The 21,561-nt window shown below is 47.5% G+C and carries 17 protein-coding genes; 4 read left to right on the top strand and 13 right to left on the bottom strand.

From position 1 onward, the window contains the following. Nucleotides 1-4: 4 nt before the first annotated feature. From Q0Z62_RS06540 to Q0Z62_RS06525, 4 genes are read right to left on the bottom strand one after another with little or no spacing between them, the layout of a single operon-like run. Complete coding sequence (locus Q0Z62_RS06540; RefSeq protein ID WP_298052427.1) at nucleotides 5-3,052, bottom strand: efflux RND transporter permease subunit; 3,048 nt, start codon at nucleotides 3,050-3,052, stop codon at nucleotides 5-7. A gap of 1 nt (nucleotide 3,053) precedes the next feature. Next, nucleotides 3,054-4,169, bottom strand: a complete 1,116-nt coding sequence (locus tag Q0Z62_RS06535) for an efflux RND transporter periplasmic adaptor subunit (RefSeq protein WP_298052424.1) — start codon at nucleotides 4,167-4,169, stop codon at nucleotides 3,054-3,056. Between the two features lie 11 nt (nucleotides 4,170-4,180). After that, the gene (gene rnhA, locus Q0Z62_RS06530) at nucleotides 4,181-4,618 is read right to left on the bottom strand and encodes a ribonuclease HI (protein WP_269901295.1); all 438 of its coding nucleotides are present in this window, start codon (nucleotides 4,616-4,618) and stop codon (nucleotides 4,181-4,183) included. Beyond that, nucleotides 4,615-5,376 carry a class I SAM-dependent methyltransferase gene (locus Q0Z62_RS06525; protein WP_367180544.1) on the bottom strand — a complete coding sequence of 254 codons (762 nt, stop codon included), beginning with the start codon at nucleotides 5,374-5,376 and terminating at the stop codon, nucleotides 4,615-4,617. The genes rnhA and Q0Z62_RS06525 overlap by 4 nt, the downstream gene beginning before the upstream one ends. A 20-nt stretch (nucleotides 5,377-5,396) precedes the next feature. Here Q0Z62_RS06525 and gloB point away from each other — a divergent pair, with 20 nt between their 5' ends. From gloB to fabI, 3 genes are read left to right on the top strand one after another with little or no spacing between them, the layout of a single operon-like run. After that, nucleotides 5,397-6,212: a hydroxyacylglutathione hydrolase gene (gene gloB, locus Q0Z62_RS06520; protein ID WP_298052417.1), complete on the top strand. Its 816-nt coding sequence runs from the start codon at nucleotides 5,397-5,399 to the stop codon at nucleotides 6,210-6,212. Between the two features lie 5 nt (nucleotides 6,213-6,217). Further along, nucleotides 6,218-7,609 (top strand): transglycosylase SLT domain-containing protein, encoded by a 1,392-nt coding sequence (locus tag Q0Z62_RS06515; RefSeq protein WP_298052451.1) that lies wholly within the window; start codon nucleotides 6,218-6,220, stop codon nucleotides 7,607-7,609. A 33-nt stretch (nucleotides 7,610-7,642) separates the two neighbouring features. After that, on the top strand, nucleotides 7,643-8,428 hold the full coding sequence (gene fabI / locus Q0Z62_RS06510) for an enoyl-ACP reductase FabI (protein WP_269901292.1): 786 nt from the start codon (nucleotides 7,643-7,645) through the stop codon (nucleotides 8,426-8,428). Nucleotides 8,429-8,489: 61 nt separating this feature from the next. On the opposite strand, the gene Q0Z62_RS06505 is transcribed toward fabI, so the two are convergent. Then, on the bottom strand, nucleotides 8,490-9,176 hold the full coding sequence (locus Q0Z62_RS06505) for a glutathione S-transferase (RefSeq protein WP_298052414.1): 687 nt from the start codon (nucleotides 9,174-9,176) through the stop codon (nucleotides 8,490-8,492). Between the two features lie 22 nt (nucleotides 9,177-9,198). Beyond that, a complete protein-coding gene (locus tag Q0Z62_RS06500) occupies nucleotides 9,199-10,242 on the bottom strand; it encodes a rhodanese-related sulfurtransferase (protein ID WP_298052409.1) in 1,044 nt (347 codons plus the stop codon). A gap of 186 nt (nucleotides 10,243-10,428) precedes the next feature. Here Q0Z62_RS06500 and Q0Z62_RS06495 point away from each other — a divergent pair, with 186 nt between their 5' ends. Continuing rightward, on the top strand, nucleotides 10,429-11,481 hold the full coding sequence (locus tag Q0Z62_RS06495) for a metal-dependent hydrolase (protein ID WP_298052406.1): 1,053 nt from the start codon (nucleotides 10,429-10,431) through the stop codon (nucleotides 11,479-11,481). 26 nt (nucleotides 11,482-11,507) lie between these two features. Here the strand turns inward: Q0Z62_RS06495 and Q0Z62_RS06490 are convergent, their stop codons facing one another. From Q0Z62_RS06490 to tnpA, 7 genes are all read right to left on the bottom strand, one after another. Continuing rightward, complete coding sequence (locus Q0Z62_RS06490) at nucleotides 11,508-11,768, bottom strand: hypothetical protein (RefSeq protein WP_298052403.1); 261 nt, start codon at nucleotides 11,766-11,768, stop codon at nucleotides 11,508-11,510. A gap of 33 nt (nucleotides 11,769-11,801) precedes the next feature. Next, complete coding sequence (locus Q0Z62_RS06485; RefSeq protein WP_298052399.1) at nucleotides 11,802-14,525, bottom strand: DUF3141 domain-containing protein; 2,724 nt, start codon at nucleotides 14,523-14,525, stop codon at nucleotides 11,802-11,804. A gap of 27 nt (nucleotides 14,526-14,552) precedes the next feature. Next, the gene (locus Q0Z62_RS06480; RefSeq protein ID WP_298052396.1) at nucleotides 14,553-15,692 is read right to left on the bottom strand and encodes an ABC transporter permease; all 1,140 of its coding nucleotides are present in this window, start codon (nucleotides 15,690-15,692) and stop codon (nucleotides 14,553-14,555) included. Nucleotides 15,693-15,701: 9 nt separating this feature from the next. After that, on the bottom strand, nucleotides 15,702-18,419 hold the full coding sequence (gene rbbA / locus Q0Z62_RS06475) for a ribosome-associated ATPase/putative transporter RbbA (protein ID WP_298052449.1): 2,718 nt from the start codon (nucleotides 18,417-18,419) through the stop codon (nucleotides 15,702-15,704). A gap of 26 nt (nucleotides 18,420-18,445) precedes the next feature. Then, on the bottom strand, nucleotides 18,446-19,513 hold the full coding sequence (locus tag Q0Z62_RS06470; RefSeq protein WP_298052391.1) for an HlyD family efflux transporter periplasmic adaptor subunit: 1,068 nt from the start codon (nucleotides 19,511-19,513) through the stop codon (nucleotides 18,446-18,448). Between the two features lie 41 nt (nucleotides 19,514-19,554). Beyond that, complete coding sequence (locus tag Q0Z62_RS06465; protein ID WP_298052388.1) at nucleotides 19,555-20,985, bottom strand: efflux transporter outer membrane subunit; 1,431 nt, start codon at nucleotides 20,983-20,985, stop codon at nucleotides 19,555-19,557. A gap of 114 nt (nucleotides 20,986-21,099) precedes the next feature. After that, entirely contained in the window at nucleotides 21,100-21,516 is a 417-nt protein-coding gene (gene tnpA, locus Q0Z62_RS06460; protein ID WP_298052444.1) for an IS200/IS605 family transposase, read from the bottom strand. Between the last annotated feature and the right edge of the window lie 45 nt (nucleotides 21,517-21,561).

Here is a 21,561-nt window from a genome sequence, read left to right as displayed (position 1 = left end):
GTATTTACTCTGAGGTTGAATGAGATGGCTTTATTTTTGCTGCGATTAGCGTATAGGCGGCGGGCACAACAAATAAAGTGAGTAGGGTGCCAAAAGTTAGCCCACCAACTAATACCCACCCAATTTGCTGCCGGCTTTCGGCCCCGGCTCCGCTTGCATAAGCCAAAGGAATCACCCCCAACACCATCGCCCCCGTTGTCATCAGAATAGGACGCAATCGCATTTCACATGCTCGAACGACGGCGCTATATAAGCCCATCCCCTCGTTGCGTAGCTGGGTGGCAAACTCCACAATTAAAATACCATGTTTGGTAATCAATCCGACCAGCGTAATCAAACCAATTTGACTATAGATAGACAAGGTTCCCCCACTGAGCCAAAGCGCCAATAATGCCCCTGTCATGGATAAAGGCACAGACAGCATAATAATAAGAGGGTTACGCCAACTTTCAAACTGTGCCGCTAGCACTAAATAAATGAAGACCAAGGCCATTGCAAAAATAAAATACATGCTGCCTGATGAATCCCGGAACTCTCTGGACTGACCATCTAAATCCGTCTGCACGGAATCAGGTAAATGTTGCGCAGCCACCGATTGCATATGTGCAAGCACCTCGCCCAGTGCATATCCAGGTGTTACTGCCGCTTGTACAATCACCGCACGCAATCGATTAAAGTGATTAAGTGACTGGGGGGAAACACTCTCGTGAATGGTTAAAAACCCACCTAAAGGCAACATTTCACCGGTTTCAGCCCGTACATAAATGTCTAATATATCCGCCGGATTCGCTCGGTTTTGTTTATCCACCTGAACGATAACATCATATTGCTCACCGTCCTCTTCAAAGCGTGTGACCTGTCGCCCCCCTAATAACGTCTCAAGGGTGCGGCCTACCGTATCAACGGCTACGCCTGCATCAGCCAATTTATCTCGGTCTATTTCCACCCGTAACTCAGGGGTATTTAAGCGTAGGTCGGTATCAATATTCTGCAACCCAGGGTAGTCACGTAACTGTTCTAGGAACCCATCAACAATGCGTGCTAATTCAGGGTATGGGGCTTGGCTCATGATCACAAACTCGACGGGCTTAGAGGTGGCTCGTTGACCAAATGAAGGGGGATTGGTCGGAAAAGCTCGTACCCCTGGCAAAGCAGAGAACTGAGGCTGCAAACCGCGTGCGATTTCTTGTTGACTACGTTCACGCTCTTCCCAGGGTTTTAAGCGCAAAATAGCAAACGAGTCTGACACGGTAGGAAAGCCAATCACGGCCTGATAGCCAGACGTTTCTGGCTGCTCGGCATAAAACTGCTCTACTTGTTTTACACTCTCTAAGGTGTACGCCAGCGTGGAGCCTTCAGGGGAGGTCACAATACCAAAAATCACACCTCGATCCTCTATAGGAGCAAGCTCACTTTTGATGATCGTAAATAAAAAGCCACTGCCCACCGCTACCGCCACACCTAACAACAACACCACCGTTCTGTGGCGTAAGGCGCGCAGTAGTCCTTTTCTGTACCAGCGCGTCAATGTATTTAACCAGCCCTCTATGCGCAAGTACCAACGCCCTGGCTTGTGATTAGCTCGTAATAAGATCGAACACATCATCGGCGTCAGCGTTAAGGCCACAAAACCAGACACCAAAACGGCTCCGGCTAAGGTCAAGGCAAACTCAATAAATAACCGACCCGTTCTGCCGGTAGCAAAGGCTAAGGGAGCAAAAACCGTCACCAAGGTTAGGGTCATGGCAATCACAGCCCCACCAATTTCCTTAATACCAAGAAAAGACGCACTCACACGATCCATGCCATTTTCTATATGACGATAGACGTTTTCCAACACCACAATCGCGTCATCCACCACCAGCCCGATAGCCAATACCATCGCCAATAAGGTCAAGGTGTTTATAGAGAAGCCAAAGGCATACATAATCCCCAAACCACCAATCAAGGACACAGGAATGGTGACAATAGGAATCAAGCTGGCGCGTACATTACGCAAGAAAAACAAAATTACCAACATGACCAGTAGCGTGGCCTCAATGATGGTGGCATACACAGAATCAATGGATTTTTGAATAAATACCGAGCTGTCATAGGCGACATTTAAGCGCATATTAGCGGGTAGATTCTCGTTAATGGCCTCTACCTCGTCTCTGACGGCCTTAGATAAACTTAAAGGATTGGCGGTGGACTGTTTGGTCACCCCAATCGTCAAACTATTTTGACCATTAAAACGGGCTAGAACCCGTTCTTCGGCGGCAGCCACCTTAATCTCTGCCATATCCCCTAAGCGTATGGGAAAACCGTTTCTATGCGCCACGATCACATTTTGAAACTGCTCCACGGTTTGTAAGTCGGTAGAGGACACCACAGAAAACTCGCGTAACTGAGACTCAATACGCCCTGCTGGAATCAAGATGTTTTGCTTGCGTAAGGCGCTCTCTATGTCTTGTACGGTTAGGTTTAAACCCGCCATACGGGCTCTATCCACATTCACGCGCATAGCAGGTAAACGTTCACCAAAAACACGTATCTCAGCGGCACCGGGCAACACCGACAGACGCGTTTTTATGTACCGATTAATGTAATCAGATGCTTGAATAGGGCTGTATTCGCCCATTTCCACACCCAGATAAATAATAGGAGTGGAGTCGGCCTCAACCTTATTTATGATGGGTTCATCCACTTCGTCAGGCAAAAATCGACGAGCACGGGAAACCTTGTCACGCACATCAGCCGCTGCCGCATCGGGGCTACGACTTAAATTAAACTTAATATTGATTAAACTGCGCTCAGAGCGACTGCGGGATGTCATTACATCCACCCCTTCAATGCCTGATAGTTGGTCCTCAAGGGGTTTAGTCACCTGAGACTCAATCACCTCGGGTGAGGCCCCCTTGTAGTTTGTGATTACAGAAACCACGGGCTCGTCTATAGCAGGGTATTCTCGAACGCTGAGTCGATCATAGGAAATCAACCCTATGAGTACGATCATTAACGATAAAACCGTCGCAAAAACGGGGCGGCGTATACAAAAATCAGCGATTTTCATGTTAGCCCTTTGTAGATGCGGCTAGCGTCTGATCGACAGGAGGCTCAAAACGGATCTGACTTCCATCTTGTACTTTTTGAAGTCCAGTGGTGAGTACCTTGTCCCCAGCCTGAATGCCCGTCACTTGTACCCACCCATCACGTCGAATCCCCACCGCGACCTCGATACGCTGTGCCATGTTCTCGCCGACGACACGATACACATACTGAGCTTGTCCAGCCGGTGACAACGCTGTCTCTGGCACCATAATGGCATCCACCTCTGCCAAATCCACAATCACCCGTGCAAACAATCCTGGCCGTAAAACCCCTTTATCATTAGGCACATGAGCGCGTAACAGAACCGACCGCCCTTGCTCATCCACTAACGGGCTAATCGCATTCACCTGCCCCACAAACTCCTGATCGGCTTGGGCATCTAAACGTAAACGAATAGCAGACCCCACATATAACTGACTCAGATACTGCTCGGGTACCCGAAAATCAACCTGCAGTTTATCTATAGAAGCCAAACTGACGATGTCTGTGCCATTATTAACGTAGTCACCCACAGACACATTGCGCAACCCCAGCACGCCATCAAAGGGAGCTTTTATCTGGCTTTTATCCATTTTGGTTTTAATAATGTTGACCTGGGCTAAAGCCACAGCCTGCTCGCTGGCTGACTCATCTTGGGCCTGAGCACTGATAAAGCCCTGCTTACTGAGTTGTGTTGCGCGACGTGAACGACTCGTAGCTAAACTAAGCTGGGCCTGAGCTTGTTGCAATTCAGCCTGTAAGACATCAGTATCTAATAACACCAATGTCGTGCCAGCGCGAACGGCTGTCCCTTCTTCGAATAAAATACGGGCAATACGTCCACTGCTTTCAGCCCTAACCATCGTTGCATTTTGTGCTAGCAAAGAGCCCACTGCCGTGACTTGCTGTGCAAGCCGCTGCTCTTTAGCAAAAACCACATCAACCAAAATACCCTCATTTTTGGGAGCAGGGGCTTGAGGCGCAGGTGCAGAAACAGGCGTATTTGCAACCCACTGCTGCAGAAAGTCTTTGGCCCCAAAATACAGTAAAACTAAGCCAATCAGTACTACGATAAGTCCTCTACCTAGCCATTTTTTCATACCGTTCCTGTTCACGCCTGTAATTGCTCCACACCTAAATTTGCTAGCTCATCGGCACGCTCATTTCCTGCGTCACCCGCATGGCCTTTAACCCAATGCCATTGTAATTGGTGTTGCTGACAAAGCTCATCGAGCTGCTGCCATAAATCAGCATTTTTGACTGGTTTTTTTGCTGCTGTACGCCAGCCACGTTGCTTCCAACCACTGATCCACTCTGTCATCCCTTTTTGTACATACTGCGAATCGGTATAAAGATGTACCAAACAACGCTCTTTAAGCAGGGTTAGGGCCTGAATCACCGCCATGATTTCCATACGGTTGTTGGTGGTGTTCGGTTCTCCGCCATAGATTTCTTTTGTGTGTTCACCATAAATCAGCATCGCCCCCCACCCACCTAAACCGGGATTTCCTTTACACGCACCATCTGTCCAAATAGAAACTTCTTTCATTTTTTTGCTTGTTTTTTCATGTTGCGCCCTGTAACTACAGCGGCTTGAGCTCGACCACGAGGTTTTTTAGACCAATCTAAGCCCACCATCGTAATGCTATTTACTCGCTTCGTGGCTTTTAATACATACACCGCCCCCAAAAAAGGCCACCATTTTTCTCCTTGGCGATCCATAAAGGACCATCGATCTAACCATTTTTTTTGTAATAAAAGCGGACTATAGCAACCAAATAATTCCGCATTGAGTTCAAATGACAGCAACTCTAGCCAATCAATCAATCGCCACGGGGAAAGTTGGCAATGCGGCTCAATGGGTAACAAACTCTCTAAGCCGGGTAAACGTTCTCGGGCCCCCCATAGACTCCACGGATTAAAGCCGCTAATAACTACCTGCCCTTCGGGAACCAAAACCCGTTGTACCTCACGTAATACTTGATGCGGATCACTTGATGTTTCCAGTACATGGGGTAAAACTAATAGGTCAATGCTTTCATTTGCAAAGGGCAAGTGTTCTGGTTCGCATACGACCAACGAGGTGCCGGCAGCGGTAGCCTCTATCATGGTATGCGTATACCATTTATGGGAGATACGATTTTCTCGTAACAGATCCCAATGCGGCATCCCTATTTGTATGGCATGATAACCAAAGACATTGCTCAATAGTTGACGAATCTGGCCAGCCTCCCAGCGACGGGCGTACTGGCCTATCTCCGTATTGAGCCACTGTTTTAATTCTGTGACTTCCTCTTGCTCGATCACTCTGACCTCTCCTTTGTGCTATGAAAAATCGATTTACTCAAGCTACTGCGGGTTCATTACAGCTCCATGCCATACCTGCGTTCAATGATAACTATATTTGGCTGATTCATAATGGCCAATATGCTGCGGTGGTAGACCCAGGTGATGCTGGGCCGGTACATCATGCTCTGCGCACACTAGACTTACCCTTGATCGCGATATTAATTACCCATCATCATCACGATCATGTGGGTGGGGTCGCCGACCTCATCAAAGAATACCCCGATTGCCTTGTATATGGTCCCGCACTGGAATCTATTCCACATCGAAACCAAGCACTACGCCAAGGCGACACCATAGACCTAAACCCTTTGCCGATTGGCTTACAGGTTCTCGATATTCCTGGACATACCGCCGGTCATATTGCCTATTTTGGGCACAGTGATCAGGGCGAGCCTTTTCTCTTTTGTGGCGACACCCTGTTTTCAGGTGGATGCGGTCGCCTATTCGAAGGAACCCCAGCCCAAATGGTGGCCTCCCTAGATAAAATCTGTGCCTTACCTGCCACAACATTGGTCTGTGCTGCACACGAATACACCCTCTCTAATTTAATCTGGGCTTTAGATGTAGAACCAGATAACCAACTGCTGCAGAACTATTACCAGCAAGCCTGTGACTTACGTGCCGCTGGCGAGCCGACCTTGCCTTCAACCTTAGCCCGTGAACAACAAATCAATCCGTTCTTGCGTACTCATATCCCCGCGGTACAATTAAGCGCTGCCACACATAGCGAACGCAAAGCCCTCAATAACACCGATGTATTTGCGCAACTACGCGAATGGAAGAACAACGCTTAATTACTATGAAATTCTTACGCTTTTTTTTATTTGGTCTGGTCATCACATTAGCCGGTTGTGCTGTACAGCAACAGCAAGTTAGCCACACAGGCCCTCAGATCGCCGCCGACACCTCCCGTACCATTGACCTCACCCACCCGCCTAAAGACATGTGGGATCGCATCCGTCGTGGTTACGCTATCCCCAATCTGAATACCGACTTAGTTAACCACTGGACTGACTATTACGCGCGTAATGCGCGCTCTATTTCCGTCATGAGCGAGCGCGCCAGTAAATACCTATACCACATTGTGGGCGAGCTAGAGCAACGCGGTATGCCAACCGAATTGGCCTTACTACCCTTTGTAGAAAGCGCATACAACCCCGTTGCTTATTCCAAGGCCCATGCCTCTGGGCTTTGGCAATTTGTCCCCAGCACGGGCAAAGATTTCAATCTGCAGCAAAACTGGTGGCTAGATCAGCGCCGTGATCCTATTGCCTCCACACAAGCCGCCTTAGATTACCTAGAGTATTTATATGATTTTCAAGGGGACTGGTATTTAGCCTTAGCGTCGTACAACTGGGGCCAAGGCTCTGTGCGCCGTGCCATTGAGCGCAACGAAAAAGACGGCTTAGGCATCGATTACCTATCCTTACGTATGCCTGAGGAAACCCAGAACTACGTGCCTAAATTACAGGCAATTAAAAACATCATAACCAACCCGCAAAAATACGGCATTGAGCTACCCCGTGTACATAATGTGCCTTACTTCACGACGATCAAACGAAATGATCATATTGATATAGAGGTGGCCGCTGAATTGGCGGAAATGTCTTTAGATGACTTTAAATTTCTAAACCCCTCCTATAACCGAGCCACTATACCGGCTCACAGTGCCACCTTATTACTACCCACCGATAAAGCCGATATTTTTGAAACCAATATCAAAAGCTATAAAGGTAGGCTGAGCCACTGGGATACTTACACTCCTCGTAGCGGAGAATCCTACGCTGATATTGCAAAACGTCATGGTATAGCGCTAAGCCAACTCCGTGCCGTCAACGGCTTGGGCTCCAAACAACACAAGGCCGTTGCAGCGCAAACGCTATTAGTTCCTGCCAGCATGACTGAGCCTCATATTACGGCAGACCCGCTAGGCGTTCAGTTGGCCTCTCTGAGTGATACACCTGCACTGACGGTTCAACCTACGACAACCCCTGCTGTTCAAGCCCGTGTCCGCACTCAGGCTAACACTGAGGCAACTCGTACCCATATCGTCAGAAAAGGTGATACGCTCTACAGCATTGCACGCCGTTACAATACGACGGTATCCACACTACAACAGCTAAATAAACTAAAATCGACCAATCTTGCCCCAGGGCTGCGTCTACACATTCCCGGCCCTACGCGCGGCTAATACCGATTTTATTGATACAAAGGAATTCACAGCATGGCTTTTCTTAGCGGCAAACGCATTTTAATTACTGGCGTTATTTCAAATCGCTCTATTGCGTATGGGATTGCCCAAGCCTGTAAGCAACAAGGGGCAGAGATTGCCTTAACCTATGTGGGTGATCGCTTTAAAGAGCGAGTCGAAGGCTATGCTGCTGAATTCGGCTCTAATATTGTCATTCCACTTGATGTTGCCGAAGATCAACAAATCACGGATGCCATCAGTATGCTTAAAGAGCACTGGGATGGTTTAGACGGCTTAGTACATGCAATTGGCTTTGCTCCGCGCGAAGCCATTGCTGGGGATTTCTTAGAGGGCTTGTCTCGCGAAGCCTTTGCTATTGCTCATGACATCTCCGCATATAGCTTTCCCGCATTGGTGAAAGAAGCCCTGCCCATGCTAGAGGGTCGTAATAGTTCCGTCTTAACCTTGACCTACTTAGGTGCTGAAAAAGCCGTCCCTAATTACAACACCATGGGCGTGGCTAAAGCCGCACTAGAAGCCTCTGTGCGCTATTTAGCTGCCTCCTTAGGCCCTAAAGGTATTCGTGCCAATGGTATTTCAGCCGGCCCCATTAAAACCCTTGCTGCCAGCGGCATCAAAGATTTTGGCCAAATTCTACGCTTTGTAGAGCAAAATGCTCCCCTACGCCGTAATGTCACCATCGAGGACGTAGGTAATGTTGCCGCCTTCATGATGTCTGATTTAGCAGCAGGCATCACTGGTGAGATTACGCACGTAGATGCTGGATTTAACTGTGTTACCCCGGGTATGCACGAGTAATGCAGCTCACGTAAAAAAACCGGCTGATAATACTATCAGCCGGTTTTTTTATATGCATCGATCACTGGAGAGGCGGAAAAACCACCCGTTCGTCCCCTTCTTGCCAAGCAGGGTATTTATGCATAACAGCATGAAAAATATCTGAGGCAATCAATTGCTGGAACCACTGCAATAAATGCGGCCAGTCCTGAGCTTGGAACCACGTCAAATCCGTGTGCGCATATTGCCGTACAAATGGCGCGATAGCAAAATCAGCCAGCGTCAGATGGTTAGCTACTAAATAGGTCTGCTTTTTTAAACGCTGGTCTAGCTCTATTAGTACCTGAGCAGCGGCATCTCGGTGATGTAGAGCAAACTGCTCTGGGCTAAAGGCAGCGTGCTCCTCGGGATACCGAGGTGGGTACTTATAACGATCTAAGCCATGCTTAAACGCCCCATCATTTGTCTTAATTAGCTCCAGCACCCTATCCAACTGCGCCTGATCGTGGGGAAGCAAGCCCATCGGGTCTGATTGCCTTAATGCCCACAGCATAATATCCAGACTTTCCTCTAGGACCTGATGATTAGGTAGTAATAATACTGGCACAGTGCCTTTAGGAGAGATCTGCAGCATATGGGCGGGCTTATTGCGTAGTACGATTTCACGTAACTCCACCCGTAAGCCCGACGCCATTAACGCCAACCGCGCTCTCATCGCATAAGGACAACGCCTAAAAGAATAAAGAAGAGGTAAGTGTTCAATAGTCATACAGACATGTTAACGCAAAAGATCAACACGCCATAGGCTGATCCTTTTGATCTGTTTTTTGAGCCTCTGCCTGCTCTTGGGCTAAACGTGAACGCTCTGCCAGTTCGGCTAAACGCTGGCGTTTTTGCTCTCTGAGAACACCCATCGTTGCACCTACGTGACGCTGCTCGCGCTCTTTAGCTAGCTCCATCTGCTTTTGGCGCTCACGTAATCGATCGATTTTTGCTTCGTCTAAAGTGCCATGACAATACGGGCAGCTTACGCCTTCCTCGAACTGAGGCAGTGTGCGCTCGTGAGCACTAACAGGCATACGACAAGCACGACAGAAATGGTAATCCCCACGCTTTAAACCATGTCCAACCGAAACACGCTCATCAAAGACAAAACACTCACCTACCCATGTGCTTTGGTTTTCTGGGATTTCCTCTAGGTACTTTAAAATTCCACCTTGTAAATGGTAGACATCATCAAACCCCTGAGAGCGCATAAAAGCCGTGGATTTTTCACAGCGAATACCACCTGTACAAAACATCGCTACACGTGGTTTACCATGTAAAACGCCACCCGGTTTCTTTTGCTCAGCCACCCAATCAGGAAACTGAGAGAAACTATCTGTTTTTGGATTAATCGCATTTTTAAAAGTACCGATTCCCACCTCGTAATCATTACGAGTATCAATCAGCACCACGTCAGGCTGAGTAATCAACGCATTCCATTCTTGGGGTGGTACATATTGGCCTACCATTTCTGCCGTTTTTAAGTCTGGGACACCCAAGGTCACAATTTCTTTTTTTAATTTGATTTTTAAACGGTAAAACGGCATGACATCAGCCCATGCCTCTTTATGCTCTAAAGACGCCATACGTGGGGCGGAACGTAAATAATCCAATACCTCGCGCACACCTTTCTCTGGGCCCGCAATCGTGCCATTAATACCTTCGCGCGCCAAAAGCAATGTACCAATGATGTCGCGTTTTTCGCAAAAATCAATCAAAGGTTGTTGTAAGGATTCGTAATCGTCCAACTCTACAAAATGGTAGAGGGCGGCAACTAAGTATTTAGCCATGGTTCTCTTTTTCTGTGGTTTGCTATTAAAAGCAAAATAAACAATAAACCCTTTATCTTAACGCCTCGCTATTAAAAATGCTCATTTTGACGTCACAAAGCTTTGCGTCCACGCAAGATTGTCTAAAAAAGACTATGCTTAACGCATGATATCGTTGCTTTTTTACTGTTTTTAATTGGTTGTATCATGGACTCGTTAACTCAAGCTGTACTGGGAGCCAGTATTACCGGAGCAATGCTAGGCCGCCATCACGGACGTAAAGCCGTTATTGCTGGTGCGGTTTTAGCCACCTTGCCCGATCTTGATGTATTTATACGCTATGCAGACCCCATCAGCTCAATGACTTATCACCGGGGCATGAGCCATTCTTTATTTGTACTCACGGCCTTTTCTCTATTTCTCTGCGCGCTCTGGCGTGCCGTGAAACCGGATAAACGGTATGGTGTTACATGGCTATTTCTCGCTATTTGGTTAGCCTTAGTGACTCATCCTATTTTGGATTCCTTTACTAGTTTTGGTACACAGTTATGGTGGCCGCTAACCCCTACGCCCGCCTCGTGGTCTAGCATTTTTATTATTGACCCCCTCTATACCATTCCATTGATTATTGGCTCTTTTGCTGCCCTATTTATGGGAGTAGGGCCACGTACTCAAAAGTTATTAAATTGGGGGCTGATTCTAAGTACCCTGTATTTAGGATGGACTTTTGGTGCTAAACACTGGGCTCAAGAAAAAGCACTAGAGCAACTTGCTCAGCGTGGCGCGCCCAGTGCTCAGGTCTACAGCACACCTACACCTTTTAACAGCTTGCTTTGGCGAGTCATGACTCGAGACGACAATAAGCAATGTGAAATGATTGTAAGTCTATTGGATCAACAGCCCAGCGAATCCATTTGCTTAGACCATAATCACTATCTACTGCAGGCTGTACCACCGTCTGAACACATTGATCGATTACGGTGGTTTACGGGTGATTGGGTGCGTTTTGATGTACAAGATGATTTACTTATCATGACGGATATACGCTTAGGGGCCACAATAGGACTACAGCACTTCCGATTTGTAGTGGCTGAACAAAACCCTGAAGGCCAGTGGGATAGTGTCCAGCCTTATACGTGGCCCGCGACCTTAGACTGGAAACGACTCCAGCCCATTTTTACTCGGATTTATCAGCAAGAGCCACCATTGCCTTTAGCGTCTTGGACTCAACAAGCGGGAATGGGTTCTATTAGCCCCTAATCAGAGCTAAACGCCGCTACGCCCTGTTAAAAAGACTGCATTTCCGCAGGGCGTAGCCAGCTTTTTAAGGTCATCAAGCCAGAAACCGATGGAATCACTAAAGGTGCCACCTGTTTACCTAATGGTAGGCCTTTATGCTCAATCGCCGTTAGCATTCTGTAGTCCTCATTTTTTGCTAAAAAATCATCACTGATCGCCTTGCCGATACGTATTGTCTGTGCCACACCATGTCCGCTCCAGCCATGCACAGAATAAAAAAATGCCGGACCTAATAAAAGATCCGGCATTTACCTGCCTATAAAGTAATCGATCGATTACTTTTATTTTTTACTACTGGGCCATGCTGCTACTGGTTTTAAACTATCCTCATCCAACGTCAAGGAGGCTTGTTGTGTGGATGTGATGGCTTTTTTCGCGGCCTTAACGGCTGTTGTCTTTGAGGCCTTACGTGCAGTAGTTGCTTTTTTAGCTGCTTTTTTAGCCGCTTTTTTAGCCGCTACGGGTGTCTCTTTTTTCACCTCAACGCTAGTCGGTGATAATGCCACCGAAGCACGCACTGCAGATACGGATTTAGCCTGTGTGTCAGGCTTTGCCTTTAAAGCCGCCTGCTTTTCTAATTCCGCCTTGGCCTGAGCCGCCTCTTTTTTTGCGTCCTCTAGATCAGCCGTGGCCTGAGCTAATCGGGCTTTAGCCTCAGCCTCAGCTGCTGCTATTTTTTCAACCTGTGCGGCAATCTCAACATCAGCCACCTTTTTAGCAGCAGCAAAAACCTCTGCTTTTTCAGCATCCACTTTTGCTTTGAGATCATGTTCAATCTGTGCTAAAGCATCGGCCTCTGCCTGAGCTTTTTGCTGATTTAATTTAGCAACAACCTGTGCTGGCGGCTCCCATGCACTACATAGCTCTAAGGCGCAAGCAATCTCAGCAAAGCGAGCTTGGGTCTGCTCATCCACATTCAATACATCTTTGAGTTGAGCAATTTCAGCCACAGCTTCCCAAATTAGAGAGCGCTGTTTTTCATTGGGCACCAATTTAGGTAATGCGGCAATCGCTGCCTTAGGATGCATTTTTACAATGCGCCACTGTTTACGTAGCTCTTGCTTAATACTGGCTAAATCAGGAAGCGTATACCCTTTAATACGGTCTTTGGCTAAGCTCTCCAGCATATTAAATGCTCGCTCATCAACGAAGGTTTCCTCGCCAGCCATATAAATCAAGATACGAGCAAACGCCTGAGCGGGGCCGCCCTCGTTCACTTGGGCTTTAGTTAACTGCAAACGTAATTCGTGCAACTCTTCGTGTAAGGCCGTGTCACTATTTAATATGCCTCGACGATCCCTATTTGGCTCGTCTAGACCAACGACATTACGTAGCCATGGCGAACCATAGATACCGTGAAACATCGCCTCTATACTGCGGTCGCGAATATCACGCCATGTATCTAAGCTGCGACTAATCGTATCGCTCATGGTACGCTCAGCCGCCAAAAACACATTATCTTCGGCAACAGGGTGACGGTCTCTTTTTACATAGCTCGCCGCCTGCTGAAAAGACAAGGCGATAGGATTTAAGCTAGACCAGGCATAGCGGCTAAAACGTCTAGTGCTTAATGATCTTGATGCCTGTGCAATCCACGGATTAGAAAGACTACGAACTATAGGTGATAGTGTTAAGTCGTACACATGCTGGTTAATTTGCGCTACACGATTCACCACCTCAAACTCGGCTTCTTCTTCGCGCCCATCATCTAAGGCTTCTAGATCACGAATAGAGCGTGGTTCAAAGGTCACCACATGACGGCCTTTAATCCACTCTTGGTGCGGTGTATCTGGATGCAGGTCTTGAATACGGGCCTCATAAAGACCGGGAGGCAATAGCTCAACCAAATCCAACGCACCAACTAACGCCTCGTGCTCTCGATTTGCCACACCAGACGACACAAAGATTCCTAAATGACCCGTGGTTTCGTGCAAGCTATACACAATGACTTGTTCATGCGCGCGCAGATCCTCATCACTGGCGTACATATCCGGAATCCAGTTTAAGGCTTGTGATGGCGGCGTAATATTATCTGCCTGCGAAGCAAAGACCAAAATCGGACTACGAATATTACGTAAATTAATATTACCGCCCGAAAGAGGATCAGGTAATTCAGCCCGTGATAAACGATTACCGATAAATAAATTCTGTACTATCCAATCGATTTCTTTGCGTGTCATCATAAAATGACCCGCCCACCAACGATCAAAACCTAAATAGCGCTCAACCTCAGTATCAATATTGGCATATAGGTTATAGGGCTTTTTCCAAAAGGTATTCGCAGGATCTAAGCGCTCAAAGTTATCAACTAAATAAGCCCCATCAAAAATCCCATTACCCAAATCACTAGCAAAAGAGCTAGCCCACGAGCCGCCCAACATACCACCGCTATAGCGCATGGGGTTTTGACCTGCCTTTCCAGACCAGTAAGACAAAGGAGCCCCAGCAAGCATAATAGGCCCAACTAATTTAGGCGCAACACTTGCGAGCATCATTAATGCCCAACCACCTTGGCAGTTACCAATCACAAAGGGCTTACCCACTTTGGTCGCATCATGCTTTTCAGCAATTAGCTTTAGAAAGTGTTTTTCAGCCATCATCACACAATAAATGCTTTGATCTGGCTCGGGATTTGGCCCAAACGTCACAAAGTAGCAAGGATGGCCCGCGGCTAACGCAACGCCTATCTCGGAGTGAACTTTAGAGCCCGCCACCCCCGGCCCATGGCCCGCACGCGGATCAATCACCACAAAAGGACGTGCATCTGGGTTGGTCGGCATGTCGGCCGGAGGCACAATACGCAACAGCGCATAGTTCACCGGATTCGGTAAATCGCGTCCATCTGCAATTAATTCGTGTTCGAACACCAGTACAGGTGGTTTACCCTGACTGACATGCTCTACATACTGATCGCCACTTTGGCGCATCACATCTAAATATAATACCGCGCGCTGCTGAGCATCACGCATGTATTCCATAGCCTGTCGGCCCAAATCGCTAAACATAATATTGCTCCTGTAGTTGCAACTTGCTTAACCCATAGAGCCCATGGTTTGGCGTAACCGACGATGTGCCAAAGAAAAGAACACAATACCGATTAATAACATCATTAAAAACTGCGACCACACCATGGTTATATTTGCCCCGCGCAGTAAAACAGCCTGCGCGTAGGAAACAAAATGCAAAGTCGGGGTTCCCGACATAATCCATTGCACTGCTTCTGGCATACTTTCACGTGGTGTAATTGCCCCTGAAAGTATCTGCAAAGGTAATAACAATAAAATTGCCATTAAGCCAAACTGTGGCATGGTTCGCGCTAAAGTCCCCATATAAATACCTATAGAGGTCGTCGCAAACAAATACACAATAGTACCTAAGGCAAAAAGCCACGTAGATCCAGTGACATTCACCCCTATCACGCCTTTAATCATGACATGCAGGGCAAATAGTGCAGCGCACAATACTACTATACCCATAGACCACACTTTTGACAGCATAATTTCTAAAGGAGTCACAGGCATGACAAGTAAATGTTCGATCGTGCCGTGCTCTCTTTCTCGTATCAAGGCTGCGCCAGTTAAGATAATAGACAGCAAGGTAATGTTATTAATCATGCCTGTGATACCACCAAACCACGATGAGTAAAGGTTGGGGTTAAACAACACTCGCTGGATAAGCTGAAGGGGTGAGTTTAGCTGACCCTGACTAGATGGATTAACAAATAGCAATACCTCAGACCCAAGGATACTTTGGATATATGACGAGCCGACCAGAGCCTGACTTTGACGAGTTGCATCTACGTTTAGCTGCAAAGCCGGGTTTTTTCCAGCCTGTACATCCCGCTCAAAATTAGGCGGTATATTCAAAACAAAGGTATCTAATCCTGCATCCATCCCAGCATCAATGTCCTCTCGGCTAATGATGCGCGGGGGCAAAAAATACGGCTCGTGCAGTGCATCAATTAGCCGTGACGACAACATGGATTGATCCTCGTCAACCACCGCAATGGCCGCTTTATTTAACGAGTCCGGTTTCGCCTTGGAGTTAGAGTAAATCACCCCACTAAACATAAAAACAATCAAGATCACTAAGGCGATATCTCGACCTAAACTATAAAACTCTTTAATACCTAAATTATAAATGGTCGCAATACGTTGTTTTAATCTAGACATATTGCCCCCTTATTTGGCCTGTTTTTTTAATAGCAAAACAGACAACATGGTCAGTATTGGAATGGCTAGCATGAGCGGATAAAAAGAAAACCGCAAATCAGAAAAACTAAGTGCCTTAGAAAAAGTACCTCGACTAATCGTTAAATAATGCGACGTAGGATAAATTTCACCAATAAAAGAGCCAAGTCCTTGTAAGGACGAAACGGGGTCTACCATCCCAGCAAATTGAATTGCCGGTATTAAAGTGCCAATAGCCGTTCCTGCCAACGCAGCCACCTGACTATTTGTTAGTGTGGAGGCTAGCAAACCAATTCCCGTCGTCGCGATCACATACAACACAGTTCCCAACACCAAAGTCAGAAAACTTCCTGTAAATGGCACCTTAAAGAGCGTTATCGCCAAAATAAAAAGCAAAGCAAAACTAATTAACGCCAATGCCACATAAGGTAATTGCTTACCTAGCAAAAACTCTAGTTTCGTCACGGGTGTGGTATAGAGATTCATAATGGAACCCAGTTCCTTTTCTCGGACAACACCCAAGGCCATCAACATCGCGGGGATAAAGACGAGCAACATCGGAATAACGGCGGGTACCATCGCCACCAGACTACGCAGCTCAGGGTTATATCTAAATCGAACCTCAACATGACTAGGTAGCTGCGGTCTGCTCCCAGTTTTCGCTAAAACCAAATCAGATACTGCCGCATTATGCATAGCTTGGGTATAGCTTTTAATGGTTTCAGCCCGCAACGGCATCGCCCCATCAATCCACATTCCGATCTCTGGGGATTGACCTCTATCTAAATCCCGACCAAATCCAGGGGGGATTTCAATGGCTAAGGCTAATTCCCCTGAACGCATCCGTTCATCAATGTCTTGAGAATTGCGTAAAGGCGCTCTCTGGTCAAAATACCTAGAGCCCTCGATTTGTACAATGTAGTCTTGACTGGCTACCGTTTGGTCATAGTCCAACACCGCATATTTTAAATTCTCTACGTCCATATTGATGCCATAGCCCATCACCAACATCAGCACCATGCTGCCAACCATGGCCATAAACAATCGGATGGGATCACGACGTAGCTCCATTGCCTCACGGCTGCTGTAGCTCAATAAACGCTGTAAGCTGAACCACGCATTTTTAGTTTGATGGGAGGTGTTTTCAGGTGCAACAAAAATACTATCCTCTGGAGCGCCCTCATCACCAATAGCCTCTTCTAGGTAACCAATAAACGCGTCCTCTAGTGTTGCAGCACCCCGTTTTTGCACCAAAGCAGCGGGCGTATCTGAATCCAGAATCTCTCCGGCGTGCATCATTGACATACGATCACAACGTGCAGCTTCGTTCATAAAGTGGGTGGAAATAAAGATCGTCACGCCATCATTACGCGACAAATCAATCATCAATTGCCAAAACTTATCTCGGGCTACAGGGTCCACCCCGGAGGTGGGTTCATCTAAGATCAACACATCCGGTCTATGTAATACGGCTACGGCTAACTGTAAACGCTGACGAATGCCTAAAGGTAAGGCGTCGGGCAACGCATCTAATACGGACTCCAACTCGAACCGCTCTGCGAGTTCAGCCACACGTGGCTCCCGATCAGGCAAAGGCACATAAAATAACCGTGCATGCAACATCAAGTTTTGACGCACCGTTAACTCAGCATAAAGGGAAAAGTTTTGAGACATGTAGCCAACTCGTTGTCGAGTCGCTATATCATTGGCATCAATAGGTTGCCCTAATAAAGTGGCTGTCCCCTCCGAAGGGGGCAGTAAGCCGGTTAACATTTTCATGGTCGTGGACTTACCGCAACCATTAGAGCCTAAAAAGCCGAAAATCTCACCCCGTTTTACCCGTAAATTGACATCATTAACGGCAACAAAGCTGCCGAATTTTTTCGTTAAGCCATGCGATTCAATCACAATCTCATCGCTATCAGGCAAAGGAGGTATGATCAGCTCATGGTGCCCTTGACGTTTTTCCTCTGGCAACAAAGCCAAGAAAGCGCTCTCTAAGTTTTCTTTACCAGTACGAGCCAGTAACTCAGCGGGTGAACCTGTGGCTAAAACCTTTCCTTCATCCACAGCGACTAACCAATCAAAGCCCTCAGCCTCATCCATATACGCTGTGGCGACTAAGACAGACATGTGCGGTCGGCGCTGTCGAATACGCTCGATTAGCTCCCAAAACTGACGACGCGCCAAGGGGTCTACCCCAGTCGTAGGCTCATCTAAAATCAACAAATCAGGATCATGAATCAATGCACAGCATAGGCCTAGCTTTTGCTTCATACCACCAGATAGTTTTTGCGCGGGCCTGTCAGCGAACGATGACATTCCGGTGCTGGCCAATAAGTCGTCAATCCGCGCTTTGCGCTCGGCTTTACCTTGACCAAATAATCGACCAAAGAAGTCAATATTCTCAAATACAGATAAGGTAGGGTATAAATTCTTTCCTAAGCCTTGGGGCATATAGGCAATACGTACACAGGCCTCAGTGCGGTGTTTGGCCTCTGCCATATCACCACCTAAGACCATGACTTTTCCTTTTTGTATTTGACGCGCTCCGGCTATCAAACCAAGCCATGTGGACTTACCCACCCCATCAGGCCCAATAAAGCCCACGGTTTTACCAGCAGGAATTGACAAGCTAACCTGATCTGCCGCTATAGCCTGCCCGTAATAATGACTCACATCATTAAACTGAACCACTGCTTCAGTCATCGTTGTTGTTAAAACCTCGGCTGGACTCATGGTAATTTAACTTCTAGATGTTCTGGCCAATCACGGGTTTGATCTAAACGAATGTAAGCTACACCTGGCACACCGGTTTTGACCTGCTCCATGTGTTTTTCTAACAAAAGTGGATCAATACGTACTTTGACCCTAAATGTCAGTTTTTGACGCTCATCTTGGGTTTCTACCATTTTGGGCGTAAATTGGGCCACGCTAGACACATACGAGACCTCGGCTGGAATGACATACTGCGGTACGGCATCAATGATGACACGCGCCTGCTCACCTATTGCCACACGACCAGCCTGTGATTCAGGTAAAAAGATCGTCATATAGACATCGCCCACATCGACTAGACTCAATACTTTGCCACCGTTACCCACCACCTCTCCGGGTTGCGCAACACGATATTGAACTCGGCCTGCTCTGGGTGCGCGCAAATCACCGTCTTTTAACTCACTTTCTAAATTTGCAATCACAGCCTCTGCAGCCAAAATACTTGCCTCTGCTTGGGCGACTTGAGATTTAGCGGCTTGAATACCTGCGCGTACCGCAGCCATCTGCGCCTCGGCCACAGCTACCATTGCCTTTGCATTGCGAAACTGAGCCATATCATTATCAGCCTGCTGCGCTGATGTTGCTCGTTGAGCTAAGAGTGCCTGTGAACGTTGCTGCGTTTTTTGTGCTAGCTCTAGCTCTGTTTGGCGTTGCACTAAAGTCGCCTCTGCCATCGCCTGATCAGCCTCACGCTGAGCAACCAATGCAATGGCCGCATCTTTACCGCTTTGCGCTCGGGCTGCTTCTGCCTTAGCCTGAGCCAGTTTTGCCTGCAAAGACTCCATATCCATGTGGGCGACAACCTGATTCTCTGTCACAAAATCGCCCTCATTCACTAAAATCTGACTGATACGCCCTGCTGTTTTAGCGGAAATATCTACCTCTGTAGCCTCGATGCGACCATTGCTATAAGCAAAATCAAGATCCACTGTAGGCCGCATTTGTTGCCAAACAAAATACCCCACTGCCGCTACGACTATTGCTCCAATCGCAATAGTTATTTTTTTACTTTTAGAAGCACTCACAATAAATTCCCTTTAACTCTCAAAATTCAACGCGTTATCCATTAATCAACCGCAGGAGTGGGCATAGAGCCCCCACCAAGAGCCCTGTATAAAGCCACCATATTTGCTAATCGCACACGCTGCAGTTGCAAGAGCATTTGTTCAGCCGAGAACTGAGAGCGTTGTGCATCTAAGACTTCGATATAAGGCGCTGACCCCTGTTCGTAACGAAGATTCGCTAAATGCGCGCGATCTTGCTCTGATCTCACCAAGGCAGCTTGTTCCTTTTCTTGCTCTGCCAACCAATGATGAGCAGCTAGAGCATCGGCCACCTCTCTAAAAGCGGTACGAATGCTGGATTCATAATTGGCCACAGCTAGATGCTTACGCGCCTCCGCTAAGGCTAAGTTCGACTCTCTAGCACCCCCATCAAAAATGGGCAATGAAATTTGAGGTAAAAAAGACCAAGCGCCACTACCACCTCGGAATAAGCCATCCAAGCCCGCACTGGCTGTACCAGCAAAACCCGTCAACGTAATACGCGGGAAAAAGGCGGCTCGAGCAGCCTCTACATTGGCCCTAGATGCGATCAACTGTTGCTCTGCGGCACGAATGTCCGGACGAGCCAATAAAACACTGGAAGGCATATCAGGACTAATCACTCTATCTAAGCGTTGATCCTTCAACGTCGTGGAGGCATCTGCCACAGGCCCAGAATGTCCAGTTAGCTGCTGAATCAAGGCCTCATTCTGTGCTTTTTCACGTTTTAAATTAGCGAGCTCGCTACGTGCAGCTAGTAACAAAGAATCCACGGAACGCAGCTCAAGCTCAGAGGAGCTACCTACCTGTACGCGCTGTTTCATGATGCGCTGCGACTCTGTTCTAGAGTCTGTGGTTTTTTGAGCTAATTCAATACGCTCCGTTAATTCCAATGCGCGCAGGTAAGCATCGGCTGTCATCGCGATTAAACTAATCTCAAAGGCTTGACGTGCCTGCTCTGTTGCTAAGTATTGAGCTAAAGCGGCCTCGCTTAGATTACGGACCCGGCCCCAAAAATCCAACTCGAATGCACTGACACCTAATCCGACTTGGTACTGCCCACTGGTTATGGCTTGTTGTGTAACGGAGAGATCGGCAGGAGTACGCCCTCGCTGCCCCTCGGCCTGAGCCCCTAAATGAGGTAATCGCTCTGATTCCTGAATGCCATAAATAGCACGCGCTTCAGCCACCTTTGCGGCGGCCACTTTTAAATCACTGTTAAATTCCAGCGCTTTACTAATTAACGTGCGTAAATGGGGATCTGAGAAAAACTGCTGCCAATGATCGGAAGGATCTAACTGTGGAGCATCGCTTGTGCTATTTTCTGACAAAACAGGAAGTTGACTAGGCACACCCACTGTTAAATCTTCTGGTTGAGGTGGTGGCGCTACACAAGCCGTTAAGACTGCGCACGTCGCAGACACCAACCACATTCGTGGAGCAACTATTTTCACAATGCAATTCCTTTTATTCTTTTAAAAAACAAGGCGACTCATTTATCAGATTGCGCGGAAAACCCCGCCGTTCAGGGCGGGGATGAATAGAGCGGACGCGCTAGCGTCTTCGTATCAGCCGGGCGCCTGTTGTTGCTCAATGTATTGTCGGACGATCTCAATAGGCGCACCGCCACAGCTTCCAGCAAAGTAGCTAGGCGACCAGAGAGCACCACCCCATAGTTTGTTGTGAATGCTCGGATACTTCTTTTTGCGAATCATCCGGCTCGATACGCCTTTCAAGCTATTTACCAGTGCGGACACGGCGACCTTGGGGGGGTAGTTGACCAACAAGTGAACATGGTCGTCCCCCCCGTCGAATTCTACCAGCTCCGCCTCAAAGTCCGAACAGACGCCCGCAAAGAGGTCGCGCAAGTCATCAAGCACTTCTTTAGTGAACACGCCACGGCGGTACTTAGTCACAAAGACCAAGTGAACGTGCATGTTAAAAACACAGTGTCTACCGTGTCGAATGTCGTTGTTTTTCTCCATAGACCAAGTATAATTCTTAGTATGAAACGATTGCAAGCCTATCAA

The sequence above is a fragment of the uncultured Paenalcaligenes sp. genome (assembly GCF_947630565.1).
Classification (GTDB): Bacteria; Pseudomonadota; Gammaproteobacteria; order Burkholderiales; family Burkholderiaceae_B; genus Paenalcaligenes; species Paenalcaligenes faecalis.
The sequence above is the reverse complement of the archived record's forward strand: the minus strand, read 5'-3'. Positions and strand labels throughout refer to the sequence as shown.